At 36.1% G+C, this 15,886-nt stretch carries 13 protein-coding genes, 1 tRNA gene and 1 pseudogene; 4 read left to right on the forward strand and 11 right to left on the reverse strand.

The annotated features are described in order from the left end of the window. Positions 1-64: 64 nt before the first annotated feature. From ACJZL3_RS00655 to ACJZL3_RS00690, 8 genes and pseudogenes are all read right to left on the reverse strand, one after another. Positions 65-2,524, reverse strand: a complete 2,460-nt coding sequence (locus ACJZL3_RS00655; protein WP_419198808.1) for a hypothetical protein — start codon at positions 2,522-2,524, stop codon at positions 65-67. Positions 2,525-2,557: 33 nt separating this feature from the next. Further along, entirely contained in the window at positions 2,558-2,752 is a 195-nt protein-coding gene (locus tag ACJZL3_RS00660; RefSeq protein ID WP_010962871.1) for a hypothetical protein, read from the reverse strand. A 233-nt stretch (positions 2,753-2,985) separates the two neighbouring features. Beyond that, the gene (locus ACJZL3_RS00665) at positions 2,986-4,413 is read right to left on the reverse strand and encodes a hypothetical protein (RefSeq protein ID WP_419198809.1); all 1,428 of its coding nucleotides are present in this window, start codon (positions 4,411-4,413) and stop codon (positions 2,986-2,988) included. A gap of 382 nt (positions 4,414-4,795) precedes the next feature. Then, positions 4,796-5,525: pseudogene (locus tag ACJZL3_RS00670) on the reverse strand (hypothetical protein); the annotation flags it as partial. Positions 5,526-5,641: 116 nt separating this feature from the next. Continuing rightward, complete coding sequence (locus tag ACJZL3_RS00675) at positions 5,642-7,135, reverse strand: DegQ family serine endoprotease (protein WP_010962868.1); 1,494 nt, start codon at positions 7,133-7,135, stop codon at positions 5,642-5,644. 3 nt (positions 7,136-7,138) lie between these two features. Further along, positions 7,139-8,011: a protease modulator HflC gene (hflC, locus tag ACJZL3_RS00680; RefSeq protein ID WP_010962867.1), complete on the reverse strand. Its 873-nt coding sequence runs from the start codon at positions 8,009-8,011 to the stop codon at positions 7,139-7,141. A 2-nt stretch (positions 8,012-8,013) separates the two neighbouring features. Beyond that, on the reverse strand, positions 8,014-9,048 hold the full coding sequence (gene hflK, locus ACJZL3_RS00685; RefSeq protein ID WP_419198811.1) for an FtsH protease activity modulator HflK: 1,035 nt from the start codon (positions 9,046-9,048) through the stop codon (positions 8,014-8,016). Positions 9,049-9,130: 82 nt separating this feature from the next. Further along, entirely contained in the window at positions 9,131-9,346 is a 216-nt protein-coding gene (locus ACJZL3_RS00690) for a hypothetical protein (RefSeq protein WP_006279848.1), read from the reverse strand. Positions 9,347-9,501: 155 nt separating this feature from the next. On the opposite strand from ACJZL3_RS00690, the gene walE1 reads away from it, so the two are divergent. The 4 genes from walE1 (at position 9,502) to ACJZL3_RS00710 (ending at position 12,461) form a co-directional block, all read left to right on the forward strand. Continuing rightward, positions 9,502-11,025: an actin bundler gene (gene walE1 / locus ACJZL3_RS00695; RefSeq protein ID WP_419198812.1), complete on the forward strand. Its 1,524-nt coding sequence runs from the start codon at positions 9,502-9,504 to the stop codon at positions 11,023-11,025. Between the two features lie 441 nt (positions 11,026-11,466). Further along, positions 11,467-11,802, forward strand: coding sequence for a divalent-cation tolerance protein CutA (gene cutA / locus ACJZL3_RS00700; RefSeq protein ID WP_006279213.1), 336 nt, complete (start codon positions 11,467-11,469; stop codon positions 11,800-11,802). After that, positions 11,793-11,867, forward strand: a tRNA-Gln gene (locus tag ACJZL3_RS00705). The genes cutA and ACJZL3_RS00705 overlap by 10 nt, the downstream gene beginning before the upstream one ends. 201 nt (positions 11,868-12,068) lie before the next feature. Next, a complete protein-coding gene (locus tag ACJZL3_RS00710) occupies positions 12,069-12,461 on the forward strand; it encodes a hypothetical protein (RefSeq protein WP_244263371.1) in 393 nt (130 codons plus the stop codon). Positions 12,462-12,476: 15 nt separating this feature from the next. Here the strand turns inward: ACJZL3_RS00710 and ACJZL3_RS00715 are convergent, their stop codons facing one another. The 3 genes from ACJZL3_RS00715 to recG form a co-directional block, all read right to left on the reverse strand. Then, positions 12,477-12,764 (reverse strand): hypothetical protein, encoded by a 288-nt coding sequence (locus tag ACJZL3_RS00715; RefSeq protein WP_010962862.1) that lies wholly within the window; start codon positions 12,762-12,764, stop codon positions 12,477-12,479. Between the two features lie 270 nt (positions 12,765-13,034). Beyond that, positions 13,035-13,235: a hypothetical protein gene (locus ACJZL3_RS00720; protein WP_010962861.1), complete on the reverse strand. Its 201-nt coding sequence runs from the start codon at positions 13,233-13,235 to the stop codon at positions 13,035-13,037. Between the two features lie 595 nt (positions 13,236-13,830). Continuing rightward, the gene (gene recG, locus ACJZL3_RS00725; protein ID WP_038199133.1) at positions 13,831-15,852 is read right to left on the reverse strand and encodes an ATP-dependent DNA helicase RecG; all 2,022 of its coding nucleotides are present in this window, start codon (positions 15,850-15,852) and stop codon (positions 13,831-13,833) included. Positions 15,853-15,886: the final 34 nt, after the last annotated feature.

A 15,886-nucleotide genomic window follows, 5' to 3' on the forward strand; every position in this document is an offset into this window, starting at 1 on the left:
TAGGGTCAGGGACTTTGCCCTAACCCTAACAAAACGCTTAGGTGGCTGAGAGCGGTGGATTAGATCAATTGCTTCTAAATTTTTTTATGGGAGAGTGCTGCTCGGCCTTAGTGGCATACAGGTCTGTGGATGTTGTCAATTCTTCCATTCCCACACTCAACTCTAGAGTACGTTTTGGCGATCCTCCTCTAGTATTCTCACAATCCATAGACTCATAACCACTTGTTGTTGCCTCAGCTTTAGAGCTTACGTTTTCAGCATCAGTCGCCTCCGCTGAAGAGATACCGCTGTCTTTATTATCTTCGGACTTCATCTTTTCAGCTTTTGACGTACCTTTAGCAGGCCATTGCTCTTTCCTAAACGACTCTACTTCCGAACCATCATAATCACGGTTAATCCAGTATCCACCTTTGTCTTTTGTAATTGAAATATATTCTAATACGCTTTCATCGGGATAACAGGTTTTAATTGCTTTTTTAGGGGATAACCCATGTTCTTGCACCTGAAAATTTACCCATTTGTCCTTTTCAGATTTCACTGCCTTTTCGACGATGTTAATGTCGATATCTTTTATTTCTACTTTTCCCTCATGCTCCCGACTAAAAAGTTCTTTTAAGTTAAGTAAGGCACCACGACTTATATTAGCAACAACTGTTGTTTCTTGGTTTTTCTCACAATTAGAAAGAAATTGAAATGGAAACTCATTGAGATCATAGGCTTCTTCCTTATTGACACGATACTCTTCTTTCGTTTTATCTATTATCTCCTCTAAATACTCTTTTACATCAACACTATCATCAATTAAACTAGCAATCTTCCCATTTTTTACAATAAAGTTAGTATGAGGAGGATCCAAAGCATAATTATTTAAGTTAAACCAATAAAGCAATGCTTTAAACAACTTTTCTTCTTCCTTTTCCTTAGTAACTTGCTGTTTTTTAGGTTCCTCATTAGAAACCTCAGGATTTAAGAATGTTGAATCATCCCATGCTATAGGAGAAGAAATCGATGATGATCTACTCAAAGATAGCTGTGATTGATCACCAGTGGATTGACTTGAATCTATTTCCCCCGGCACCAACTGAAACAGCCCCCCTTTTCCTTCCTCTCTTTCTGATCCTTGCCTGGGAGGCCTCTCTAACCCTTCACCACGACTTCGCTTGGGAAACTCCTGTGTCGGTGATGACAATTCAGTTAAGCCAGAACTTGGACCACCACTTGAAGAACCAGAATCCTTAAGTTGTGGAGGTGAATCACCAAGACCACTATCTCTGTCTCCTCTAGATTCAAAAAACCTAGCTCCAGTTTGTTCAAGCGGTGTTCTTGGTGGCTCTGCATGTGTAGGAGAATTGAGTGGAGAAGTTACCGTTGAGGAGGATCGACTCGAGCTACGTCTCTTAAAATTCTCAAGATCAACTGCAAATTCAAAACGTCCGTTTATTTGATTATATGCAATTGGAGACCCCATAATTTTAGGAAGTAACTGAGCAATCTGCTTATTAGAGAAAGCATAAACTGGCTCTTTACAATTAGCAAATTGTGGATTTGCAGTTTTGCCTCCAATATCACTTATACAATGAAAACCATTAAATATTCCTCCATTAATCTTTGATGCATCCCTAGAACTTAAAGATTTCAACTGACCATTCTCTTCTATAAAAGGTATAAGAGCAAAACTATGCCCATTCTTTATTTTGTTTTTGTTTGTAAAGTCATCATAATCATACCCGTCAACAAACTTTCCTGTCGCTTTAAGAATTAGTTCACTCAAAACATTTTTACAATTTTCAACTTTAGACTCTACGCTGCCTGGAGTTTTAAAATCAAGCGCTACTCGCCCTTTAACATATTCTGTTACACTCCTGACTACCTTATCACTCACATTTTTAATGTATAACATACCATCTTTATATTCATAAAAGCCTGAACTCTTAAGACCACACGCCTCTAATCTTGAGTTAAATTCACTGATATAAAGACTCTTCAATAGCTCAAAAATCCTCGAATTATACCTTTTTTCGAGGTACTCGTTGCTAAAAGCTATACAGTATAGATAAGGACTACCTATCGCTCCTGTTCCAACAGTTCCATTGACCCATTCATATGCTTGTTCCTTCGTTATTCCTACTAATTCTTGTAGAAGTGCAGCCACTTTAGATCTCACAGCCCCCTCAAACTCATTAGCAAAATGAACCTTCAAGTTACGAATTACTCCATTATCTGTAGAATCTGCAAGCTTTACTTTCACTATGCCATTACCTAAATCCTCTTTATCAGGATTAGCATCTAGAACAAATGGAAAATAGTTTAAGTTATAATATTCACTTGCTACCTCAGTTCCATTACTGTAGTGCTGCTTTATTATCTCCTCTCCTATTCTTCGCAGATATTCTTTTGTATTAGTACCACTAGCAAATAAACCAACAATCTTTTTACCTTCTACAGTAAAATTAGTATTGACCTTATCAATACCATAATTATTTAAGTTAAATGCGTTAACTAGCTCTTTTGTAGAATTACCCATAACTCCCCCTACTAAAATTGTGATGAAACAACATTACTTACTTTTACCTTTACTACTGCCAGCACTAGTAGAGCTACTACTCTCCATTTGCGAGCCAGGCTTGCTACTTTCACGTCTCTGTCTTTCACGTGCCTCAAGCATTACCGGATTAGAACCGCTATACTTTTCATACCTGCTGCTTGGAGTAAACCCTTTATCGCTATCTTTTTTATCATTATTACTATACATATTGACCCCTAAGTAAAAATATTATGTAAATAGTATACTAAAAATAAATTGTAGTGCAAGCACTTTTTTTATATTTTTTAGTATAAATTTTATTCGTCATTTTTATACTCCTGGATTCCAGCGTCACGCACTGGAATGACATGGTGAGGCGTCATCCAAGTAGCTGACGCTGGTTTCCATCCAAGAGGGTGTCATCCCAGTGCCCAGACACTGGGATCTAACTACCTTCACGATTATGTCTTTCCTACTGATTGACCTTCTACATATTTCTCAACTTTTACATCATTAGTCAATCCTCTTGGTGATTGAGCATCATTCACAGAACCTTCATTCTCAGCACCATTCCAAACACCTATTTTAAAATTGGCAAGTTCTTTTGCAAGTTCGGTGTAAAGGTTATCCGCTTCTTTCTTATTAACATTACCATTCAGACGGCTTGCTGCATAACTAGCAGACTCGTTTTTCTTCCCATTATCAAGCTTGTTTCCTTGTCCATTAGTGGGTGGCGTGGTTCCTCTTCCATTAACACTAGTATTCGCATCCCTTTCTCGGAAACCAATATTCTTTATTTTATTAAAATTAATTTTTATCCCACTTGCCACAGGCTTCTTGTCTGGAAGTTTCGGTGGACACACCTCTTTCTTCGGTTCAGGCTTCGCTTTTTTCTCTTCATTCACTTTTTCTGGTTTTTGTGAATTTTCATGATATTTTCTTTCAAGCTCATCAAGACGCAATAGATGTTTCAAAGGATCTGACGCAATTTCAAGTTCTGGTTTGCTCAGAACAACCGGTCTTACAAATCCTGGTGAAATTTCAAAAAGGAAAACTGGCACTTTAGGTTTTTCTCTTTCATCCACTTTCATTTCTACGTTTTCGCAAACTTCTTTAGTTGCTTCTAATGATGTTTTTTCTGCTTTTTTATCTTCTTTTTCTGTAGATGCCTCTACCGCAGCCGCCAACTCAACTCCAAACATCTCTGCGAACATTGTAACAATCCATCCGACAACGGCCATTTGTAACCTGAGTTTCAGATCTTGCAATGCAGTTAATCTTTCTAACGCCCTTGCAAACTCTTCTTCTGATAACTCACCACTGCCTAATTTTTCCTGCAATTCTTTTATCTCTTTGTCCAACTTCTGATTGAAACTTAAATCGCGTGCAAAAATCTTCTTGATTAACTCCTTAAACTTATCACGCAAAAACTTCATTATCGCAGCAATCAGGTTTTTTTCTTTCTTCTCCTTGAGCATTTGGTAGATTTTCGGATCATCTACATCTACTTCAAAAAGGTTGAAGAGAGATTCAAAGAAATTCCAGAAATCTCCGAGTACTCTTCCTTTTTCACCAGTGAAGTAATCCTCATCATCACCTTCTCCGATATGTAGCTCTGTTTGAGATGATATTTCATCGATACAACTAGAAGCCTGACGCTCACACTCGAGCCTCCTGAGCAAATCTTGTCTGGTAAGCTCCTCTATGGCTGCTTTTAGTTCATTTAGCTTCTGCTCTGCAGAGAAATCTTGCTCCCTGATTTTTCCTTGGAAGATTGAGCTACCGTTTCCGTTATTATCTGAAAAATTTTCCATTATTTTTGCCTCCTCAATAAAATTACTGCCTTTGTTGTTACCTGAAAAGCTTTCCACCATTTTTACTTCCTTCATAAAACTTAATAATTTAATTCTACAGTACTAAATATTTAAGAACTATTAATGTAAAGATGTCAATAAAATTATTTACATTTTTACACTATATATATATATTATATCATGTGCTATTTAACCTTTCAATAATATTTTTTATTTTTACTGCTTCTTCAAACTCTAGTATGCGCTTTTCTTAAATTATCCTTATTAATATTTGCTTTTGCCTCTATCCCACTTTTTCTTGTAAAGTATTTGATATAGATTTTATTATACTCTTTGGCATAACATTTGCAACATACTTTATCTATAAATGGAAATTATTATACTTGCAGCTAGACACAATTTGAAATAATTTACACTATAAAGTTAAGGAACGAGATCCCAGATACAAGTGTCTGGGCACTGGGATGACAGGAGGGGGGGTTGGAATGACACCAGTATGGTTATTAATTGAATAAATAACCTCCTTATTTTCAGAAATCATTGGCAAACAAATGTGATGCCATATGTTTTTTGGCTTAGATAAGAGGTGCCCAGTTAAGTCTTCCAGGTGGAGCCTATGCATCACAAGCACAATTACTCCTTTTTTTCTATCGTTGAGTCTCGTTACTAAAGTCTGATCGAACCAGTTTGTGGCACGTTTTCTAAATGTTTCACTCAAAGCTTGAGCAGGGTTAAGCGGATCATCCACAATAATAGAGTCACCACCTTCACCGGTTAATGTTCCTCCAACTGATGTTGCGATTCTGTATCCTCTCTGCACTGTTTGGAATTTATATTTAGTGTTCTGGTCTTTGGATAGTTCTACCTCTGGAAATAGTTCTTTATACCAATCAGATTGCATTATGCACCTGGTATCAAGCGAATGTTTTTCACTAAGCAACTTAGAATAACTTGCAACTATTATTCTTGCAGTTGCCCAGTATCCATGCGGGCCACGCAACACTCATACATATGGACTTCATTGAACGCGGAGGCATATTGAATATTATGCGCCTTACTTCGCCAGCATTCGCTGCTTCCAGCCTTTCTGCTATGACTTTTATGTACTGATAATCATTATACTCACATCCCGGCACCACTGTTTGAAAGCACAGTTCAATGAATTTTAGAAAATTTATATTATCCATATGTGTATTTTAGTGAATGGAATGTAGACTTTAATAGTTTTGATTTGTCTTGTAAGATTGAGGTGTTACAGTGACAGGCTTACAATGCTGCTAATTTAGTAAATAACCTACGAGTGCTATTTCTTCAACTTTATCGAAGTAAAGAATTGATTTCCATTGCGGTAAATGAGCAACATTATTGAATCTTTACCGTTTTTCTTTACTGCTGAATCAACTTGTTTTTGAAAATCATTAGTATTTTCTATATCGGTTCCATCTAATTGGATAATAATGTCTCCTTTTTTAATACCACGCAACGTGGCATTACTGTTACTATCTACATTGGTAACTATCACACCTTTTGTAGGTACATTATTTTTACTTTCTTTTGATTCTTTTGGCAGATTTGAAACAGTTAAACCGGTTACATAATCAGATGTTGATTTATTTTCTTCTTGATTGTTATCTTGGCCATCATTTGTAGATTCTCCGATCACAACTTTAATATTAACCTCTTTGCTCTTTCTAAGTAACTTAACTTGCACTTTTTTCTCAGGTCCAGCTCTTGAAACCATTTGAGGTAATTGTGTCATTCTATCGATTTTTTTACCGTCAAATTCTAATAATATATCACCTACTTTAATCCCACCTTTTTCTGCAGGACTATCCTTTACTATACTTGCAACCAATGCGCCTTTTATATCTTTTAAACCCAAGGACTCAGCAAATTCTTTCGTTATAGGCTGAACTTGCACACCAAGCCAACCATGTTTTATTTTTTTGCCACTTTTTAATGTGTCAATAATTGACATAGCTAAATTAGATGGTATGGCAAAACCTATACCCACGTTGCCGCCAGACTCAGATGGAGAATAGATAGCAGTATTAATACCTATAACTTTTCCATTTAAATCAAATAACGGTCCTCCAGAATTACCCCTATTAATTGCAGCATCAGTTTGAATAAATTCATTCATAGTGCCAATACTAATGTCCCTGGACCTTGCAGATATAATTCCTGTGCTTACAGAGCCACCCAAACCAAATGGGTTACCTATTGCCATAACCGTATCACCAACCCTTGCTTTATCAGAATCACCAAATGCAACAGAAGAAAGATCTTTATCAGAATTAATCTTAAGCACAGCAAGATCAGTTCTTGCATCATAGCCTAAAACTTCTGCTTTGAAATAAGTATTATCGTTCATAGTAACTGTGATATCTTTGGCGTTTTTAATAACGTGATAATTGGTTACTATAGTTCCACCTTTATCTATAATAAACCCAGAACCAAGCAACACCACCTCTTTGTTAACACTAGGGCCCCTATCCATAAAAAACTGATCAAAATGCTCAAAAAACTCTCTAAAATCATCAAAAAAATTATTTCCTGGCATAGATGGAACTCTAGTTCTGCTGTTATTTTCTTGTTTGATGATTTGTTCGCTTGAAATATTTACAACCGCAGGAATGAGTTCTTCCACTAAATCGGCAAGTCCTTGATTACAGTTGCATGCAGTAGTGCTAGCATCAACGACCTTTTTTGCATTCCAATCAAACATATTAGCATACGAAGAAAACGCAATTAGAAAATATGCAAATATAGATAAAATAAATGCCTTACTTTTCATAGACTATTTCCACCCCTTATTTAAAATATCTAAAAAGTTATTGTTTGGTGAAAGTACAAATTTAGTATTATTTTCGGCAAATGATTTACTGTAAGCGCTCATAGAGCGATAAAAGTTAAAGAACTCTTCATCGACCTTAAATGCCTCATTATAAATTCTAGTTGCTTCAGCATAACCACGGCCCCTTATTTCGTACGATTCTTTTACTGCACTGGAGATAATCTCCCTTTTTAATTTATCAGCTTTTGATCTAACTTCCTGCCCAGCTTGCTCTCCTTCTGCTCTAATTTCTTTTGCTTCTTTTTCCCTTTCAGTTTGCATACGGCGAAATATTGCAGAACTATTTTCTTCTGGTAAGTCTGCTCTCTTAATTCTTACATCTATTATTTCTATGCCAAATTTTTCAGCTTCAGAATAAACTCCACGCTGAATCAATTGCATAACCTCTGATCTTTTTTCATTCAACAAGCTAATCAACGAAAATCTGCCTATATTTTCTCTTATGTGTGCTTCTATAACCGGATATAATCTTCTAACCAGACCTGATTCATTCCTCACAGCCTGGTAAAAAGTAACAGGATTTGTTATTTTATATTTTGCATACGCATCTACTATAATACGTTTTTGATCCGCTGTTATCACTTCCCTTGGGATCTTATCAGGACTTAAATCTAAAACTCTTTTATCAAGAAACTCTACACTATTTATGAATGGCAACTTAAAATATAAGCCACTTTCCCTAACATCCCTTACAACTTTACCGAGTTGTATAACTATCGCTTGCTTTGTTTCTTGCACAACAAATATTGAATTAAATAAAACAATCAATAAAACAACAAATACAGAAACAAAAACAATTTTAATATTACTACTCATGGTTATTTTCCTAAATTTGTAAGAGGTAAATAAGAAAACATACCTTTCAGATCATCAGTTACAACAACTTTGTCTACCTTACTGAAAATATTTTCCATAGTTTCAAGATAAATACGATTCTTAACGAGAGAAGGATTCTGTCTATATTCCTCATAAAGAGATAAAAAGCGATTTGCATTACCTTTTGCTTCATTTATTATTTCATTTTCATATGCTTGTGCATCTAATTTTATCTTTATCGCTTCACCCTTTGCTCGAGGTATAATATCATTATTATAAGCATATGCTTCGTTTATAGTACGCTCTTTGTCTGCACGAGCACTTTGTACATCTCTAAACGAACTGATTACTTTTTCTGGTGGATCAATTTTTTTCATTTGAACAGATAAAATCTCTGTACCCATTTGGTATCCATCAAGAATCTGCTGCAATAGAATTCTAGTATCTCTAGAAATTTCTGGTCTGCCTTGACCAAGTGCAAAAGAGATCGTATTTTTACCTATTATTTCTCTCATGGCACTTTCAGCAGCATTTTTAACACTGAAACCGGGTTTGTAATCCCGCACTTTGAATAAATAGTCCTTAGCATCTCTAACGCGCCACTGAACCTCGAAGTTAACGTTGACTATATTTTCATCTCCAGTTAGCATCACGCCTTCACCGCGATCTGTATCTCGCCCATAAGAACTACTTACCCCAATTTCTTCACGATTTACTTCCTTAACGTTCACTTTAAAAACCTTGCCAATAGGGTAGGGGAAGTGATAACGCAAACCAGGTGTTTCTGTATTAGAATATTTACCAAAGGTAAGTTCTATACTTTCTTCACTAGGATGGACAATATAAAAGCCAGTGCAAGCATAGAACAGCAAAATAATGAAAATGATGAAATAAGGTTTTTTGCCCCTGTTTCTGGTTAATCCATTAAGAAAGAACCTTATATCAGATACAGCTTTACTTAAAATATCTTCATTATTAGGAGTTTTGTTCCCTACCGGTTTCTTTCCCAGATTCCAAGGATTATTATCATCAAACATAATGATTGATTCTATAATTAATACGCTAATATTACTTCTTTAATAAGAAAATGCAAACATAAATTGCTATTTTATTTACAAATTAATCATCAGGATGGAAAACATGATCGTACACTTCCTTTTCTCTATGTAATATGGTCGACTCTATGGAATTTTCTGGCTTTTTTTTGAATTCTTTGTTGTCACTCTTTAAGTGCACTACGTCTTTGTGAAAATGGGAATTATACCTAAATAGTAAAGCTATTATTATTAAAGTTATAACAGCCAAAAAGATGAGTGTTCTTTTTCTATACTTCATAAATGCTGCAGCTTCTTGACCTAATTTTCTATGTTACCACAAAACACGTCAAGCGAAATTATTTGAAGACAAATAAATACTGGCAATCAATTTAACACTAACTTAAGAATCAAGGAATACAATTATAATATATTTAATTAATAGTGAGGTTTAAAATGTTACATAATGAAAAAAATTCAAATTCTGTTGGAACTCAACAAAACCAACCAGAAGATAGTTTTGATTTGAATAAAACGATGCAAAATCTACCAAATTCAGATATTGCTAATGATCACAAGAAGCTAAAAGAAAGAATGACTGACCTGTTAAAAGGAGATACAGAATTCTCTAAGATGAAACAAGGAGATAAGATTCTTGTAGTAAGTACAGCAAGTGGATTATTTACGGCAGTACTACCACTTTTGGCAGTTGGTGCAACACTTGCTATACCGGGTGCTATAGTTGGTCTTGCTTTATATTTCGCTGTAAAAGTCGCTGTAAAAGCAGTTCAATCTGGATATAAAGGGCTCAAGTGGTCAGCAGAAAAAACAGTTGATGGGGCGAAATATACTGCTGGGAAAGTTAAGGACGCATCAACATACGCTGCCGGAAAAGTTAGAGATGGTGCTATGCATGTTAAAGATAAGGTGAAAGAAGGTTATGAACATTCAGTAGATTCACTGAAAAAAGGCGCTAGTTTTGTAGGCGAAGGAGTGGCAAATAAGTTCCATAAGGCATCTGGTGAGACGGACTATTTAGATAAGGTAAAAAGGTTTACTCCAGATGCAATTAAGAAATCTGACGAAATAAGAAATGATATGAAAGCAATTTTTGCTGATAAAGGAAATAATTCTGGGTTAGTGAAAAATATACTTTCTGGAATATCGTCAGAAATTGATTTAAAAATGGCAGAGAAGGCAAAATCAGGGGAGATTGAACATACTTCTGGATGGCAAATACAGAAAGAATTCATTAATAATTTAAATGAAAAAAGCTTGCATAACTTGTTAACACAAAGGTCATTACCTAAAGGTAGTTATTTCATCGACAGTGTTTTCTCTGAACATCACGATGAAATTAAGAAGGTTATTAAAGAATGTAGAGAAAATCATTTGTACTCAAGCGTAAGCAATATGTTTGACAGAGCAGAGAAAAAAGCTAACAGGCCTTCTGTCAAAAGTTTAACTAGGTCTGTGTCATCATCATTCTCTTCACTGGGAAGAAAAGGCTCTGAACAATCTAACAGCTTGTCAAAAAGTAATTCACTAAATTCTATAGGAACTGAAAGTACTGCTACTGTCTCTGATTCAGATTCTCAGAACTTTGCAACAGTCCGTAGAAGCAATTCATCTAGTAGCTTAACTCCTAAGCTTACTCCAGTTGCTCCACCAGAACTACCTAGAAGCGCCTCATTGACTAACTTAAATGGACAAAGTTCTTGCAGTGAAGATGTTCTCAGTGATCCTATTGTGGAGCAAAACCTGGATAGTTTGAGTAACAGAACTCTCACTCACAGTAATTCTACTGATAGTGGAATGGGTTCTGGTTCTTCTATGCTAACAAGAAAACAAGTTCTTCCTTTAAAAGAAGAATTTGACAGAGAACTCGAAGAAAAGTTGGCAAAACGACGCGCATCTCTAGATCAACCTAGTGCAGAACCTGTCAACTCAAGAGCTACAGCAACTCCAGGAACAGTGTAATAAGTAAAACTTCTACCTTCTCCAAAAGGATGTTACTCAATGAGTAACGTCCTTTTTTTGTTTTTAAACTATAGAAAAATCCTAGATCCCAGCGGTATGCGTACAACCGTATGAACATTGTGATTTCTCTGCTAGGAAAGGTGTCATCCGAGTAGCTGACACTGGGATCCAGGAAAGTTTGCTTGTTTACAAGCAAACTAGCATAGGAAGTGGTTACAACGTTTTCGATGAGATTATATGGAAAACTGGATTCCAGTGTCAAGCACTGGAATGACATCACAGGGGCACTGGGATGACACCTTTACGTTTGAGGCAAACTAGCTATAACACTTAACATACTACCTTTGCAAACAAATGTTCATACAGTACGCGCTGGCGTTATTTTCTCTTGATGAATAAATCTCGGTAGAGTATAGTAGCAATGCATTTATGTAGCTACTAATGAATAATTTAGTTTTGGTTTATACAACTTTTTCAAATTTTGAGGAGGCTAAAACTGTTTCTGAAGAATTGTTAAACGAGAAATTAATTGTATGTGTAAATATATTTCCCGAAGTGAATTCTCTGTATTTATGGGAAGGTAAAATTAGTAATAGTTGTGAAGTAGTGGCAATTATGAAGAGCAGGAATGATCAAGTTGATAAAATTGTAGAAAAAATCGAAGCAATGCATTCTTATGATCAGCCAGCTATTGCTGTGATGCCCATAGAAAAAGCAAATAAATCTTTTACTAATTGGGCTAATAGTGTTATTGATGTAAGTAGTATTGGGGTGTAGCCAAGTGGTAAGGCAGCGGTTTTTGATACCGCCACGCGAAGGTTCGAATCCTTCCACCCCAGCCATATTGAAGTGGGTGTGAAATGATATCACTTTTCTATAAATTAAGATTATTGAATTATATATTAGGTAGTCTAAAAGATATAATTGTGAAACTGTTTCTCTTCACAATGTATCTTTACACATTCAGCATTGTGCTCATGTTTCTCAGCAATGGTTTTTGGTATGCTGTAGAATTTTGCTCTTTCAAAAATGCGTTTTACCGTTTGTTTCAATATTGCAAGTGGTATTATGAAAATAGGGAAGATCTCGGTTACGGAATTTCTATTCGAATATTAGTGGCGTTTCTTACTCCGCATTTTCTCTATAAATTATTACTTGGCACAGGCTGGAAGTCCTTTTTAAAGGAAAAGATAATACAGATACTCAACACAAGAAGAAAAAAGGGTAGTGAGTTCAGTAACAGTAGCAAACCAAGTGGCAGTAGTTATAGTGATAAGAATAATTACAGCAATAACAGTGGTAACAATGAGCGTCAAGCTCAAGATGCAAAGCGAAAAGTAAACATGATAAAGCAGCTATTAATCAAAGATATAGAGGCAACTATAGATAGGAGATTGAATTATATTTTTTTCGGTAAAAGGAGTAAACCTCATTAAGTATATAAAAAGGCTTTATCTAGTAAGGCTTTTTAAGGTTGGCTGTATTTTATTTTTTACGTATACCGGATCACAATCAGCCAATATACATGTGTGCACAAAATCTTGACTAAAGTCTGACAACCAAGAAATTGCCTTACGTTTTTCTACCAAGCTTTCTGTTTTTTTACAGTTACTTGCTGCATCAATCATTGCCTGCGCTATTACTGATTTCCACAGCAAATAATACCTTTGTATATCATCTGACGTACTATTTGTTTCATAGTGGTTAAAAAATTCTTTAAAATTGAAGTTGTTTGACATAATGATACCTCTTTGGATTGAAATTTGAAATGATTTGAGTTTATGTCGCCACAGCAGATTCCGCTAACAAGCAGCGGGATAACGAATTACTTAACCGTCATTACACCGTCATACCGCGATTCATTCGCGGTATCTCGCTAACAAGCAGCGGACCGTCATACCGCCGCGGCGCTAACAAGCAGCGGGATGACGGTTGTCAGGCCAGCGCCCCCATGATGTCATTCAAGTAGCTGACACTGGTTCCTTTATGACGGCAGTGCCCCTATGGTGTCATCCCAGTGTTCCTATGATGTCATCCCAGTGCCCAGACACTGGGATCCAGGAATTTTGATTGGACACTGGGTTGGTAAGCATAAAAGTGTTATGTAAAATACAACGTTCTTGATGGGATTGTGTGAAATGCTGGATCCCAGTGTCTGGGCACTGGGATGACACCATAGGAGGCTGCTTGGATGACAAAAAAAGGAGCACTGGAATGACAGCAATCTACGTCATACCGCGATTCATTCGCGGTATCTCAGCCGCTAACAAGAGATCCCGCTAACAAGCAGCGGGATGACGGTTGTCGTTCAGCCACAAACATTAAGAAATTTACCAAATGAAAAAAAAGGCAAAAGAAGCCCCGTGGTTATTATCCGCTTTAAAATATTGGCGTTTTTTATGTTTTAAACGCTTGACAAGCGAAATTCAGCTGCTTTTAATTGCAACTAACTTACGCTGCAAACGTTTAAGAAATTTACTAAGCAGAAAAAAAGACAAAGAACCCCCGAGTTAGCTAGTCTTTTACTATCTCTGTCGAGTATTGGCATTTTTTGATGTCTTGTAACGCTTTATAAGCGCGTTCAGCTTATTTAGATAAAAATCTAGATGTAGATGAAGTTTTGTAAAGACATACAGTATCTATATACTGCAAAAAATTGAACATAAGACGCCGATACATTAAGTAATCCTTACCTTTTAATCTGCAGATTGGCGAAAGCAAATACAATAGCTTCACTATCATGATAAGTGGGCTGGCGAAGGGTGTCAAGTAAGTTTTTTCGTTTCTGTGGGCTACCTGGTTTTCCTACTGAAATTTTGAAAAATGTAATCTACTCCTATATTCAAATATATCAAGCAGTAATTCAAAATCAGCCATTGCGCCTTTTGCGTTATTATACGCGAGATTGAGCAGCTCTTTGTCCTGATATAAATCAGCAAATTTAAATTCCATACATCCTGATTGTTTTGTGCCTAAAATATCTCCACTGCCTCTTAGCATCATATCCCTTTCAGCAATGTAAAATCCATCTTGTGACTCACACATGATCTTTAACTTTGAAGATGAGCTTTTACTTAAATTATCGTATAATAATACACAAAAAGATGGCTTGTTTCCTCGCCCTACTCTGCCTCTTAACTGATGCAATTGTGATAACCCAAATTGCTCTGCATTTTCTATAATCATGATGGTTGCATCTGGCACATCTATACCAACTTCTATCACAGTGGTTGCAACAAGCAGAGAAAATTCATTCCTTTTGAAGGAAAACATAACTTGATCTTTCTGCTCCTGAGTCAATTTTCCGTGTATTATCCCGACTTTATCAAGAAATGTTTTTTGTAATTCCTGAAAACGCATCTCTGCTGCAGCAATATTGGTCTCTTCGTTTTCTTCTATATATGGACAAATCCAATATGCTTTTTCGCCCCTGTTTATAGCACCTTTTAGCTTTTCAATAACATCTGGCACCCTACTAATGTTCATAGTTACAGTTTTTATTGGCAATCTGGATTTTGGTTTTTCTTTCAAAATTGAACATTCAACATCACCATACATAGCTTGCTGCAAGGTTCTTGGAATGGGAGTTGCAGTAACGAAAAGTATATCGGCATTTTCTCCTTTTCCTACCAAGCGATTTCTCTGCATCACTCCAAATCGCTGTTGTTCGTCTATGACTGCAAGCCCTAAATTTTTAAATGTAACGTTAGCTTGAAATAGTGCATGAGTGCCAATCACTATATTTAAAACACCACTTGCAAGTTCGTTCATGATAATCTTTCTTTCCTTGCGCGAAGTTTTACCAGTAAGCAGCGCAACTTTTATATCGGTACAGGATAAAACTTCCTCAATCCAATTATAATGTTGCTCCGCCAAGATAGTAGTCGGTGCCATTAGAGCTGCCTGCATGTTGTTTTCTACCACATTTATCATTGCAAAAAGTGCAACTACGGTTTTGCCACTACCAACATCACCTTGCAGCAAGCTTATCATGCGATACTTGGATTTTTGTCTCTCTGAGATCTCATCTATTGCACGAGTTTGATCATTTGTTAATTGAAACGACAATTCATTTAAAACTTGCTCTTTGTATTTACTCAATATTATAAATTCTCTTCCCCTTTCTTTCACATGATTTTTTCTTGCAAGTTTCAGCGCTAGCTGATACGCAAACAATTCATCATAAGCAAGCCTTTTTCTACAAACCTCAGCTTCCACCAATGAGCTTGGTCTGTGCAACTTTATGATGCTTTCCCTCCAACTTAACCATTTTTTTTGCTTGATTAATGTATCATCTATCCACTCTGGTAAATCAGGCAATTCCTTTAGATTAGAGCTTATTATGTTCCCAATGCGCTTATTGGTAATGCCACGGCATAATTGGTAAACTGGCTCTATGCAAGCTATTTCTTTAAATTGGTTGATGTCAAGCGACACGTAATCTGGATGAGTAATTTGCCAATGTTCAGCAAATTTTTCGAGTTTGCCACTGATGATCACATTCGCTCCAATTGGAAATAGTTTATATAAATACTTAACTGAGTAATTAAAAAAGACTATGAATATATACTGACTCTCACTTTCAACGACTATTTTATATGGTCTACCTCTAAAAGTGGGCGACTGATGCTCATAAACTTTTGCAATGAAAGTTGTAAATTCTCCAACTCGAGCATCAGATAGTAACTTGCTTCTATCCACATAACTAAGTGGCTTATAAAACAGCAGATCCACCACCTTGTCCCCACCACAAAGTTTAGGCAATATTGCGGAATGGAACTTAGGTATATTCTCCAGCCTGCTATTTAGAAAAATCTGATTGCTCATTGAGATTCATACATGTGTAAAACTGTTATAGAGC

This window comes from Wolbachia endosymbiont of Rhagoletis cingulata (assembly GCF_048537655.1).
Classification (GTDB): domain Bacteria; phylum Pseudomonadota; class Alphaproteobacteria; order Rickettsiales; family Anaplasmataceae; genus Wolbachia; species Wolbachia pipientis.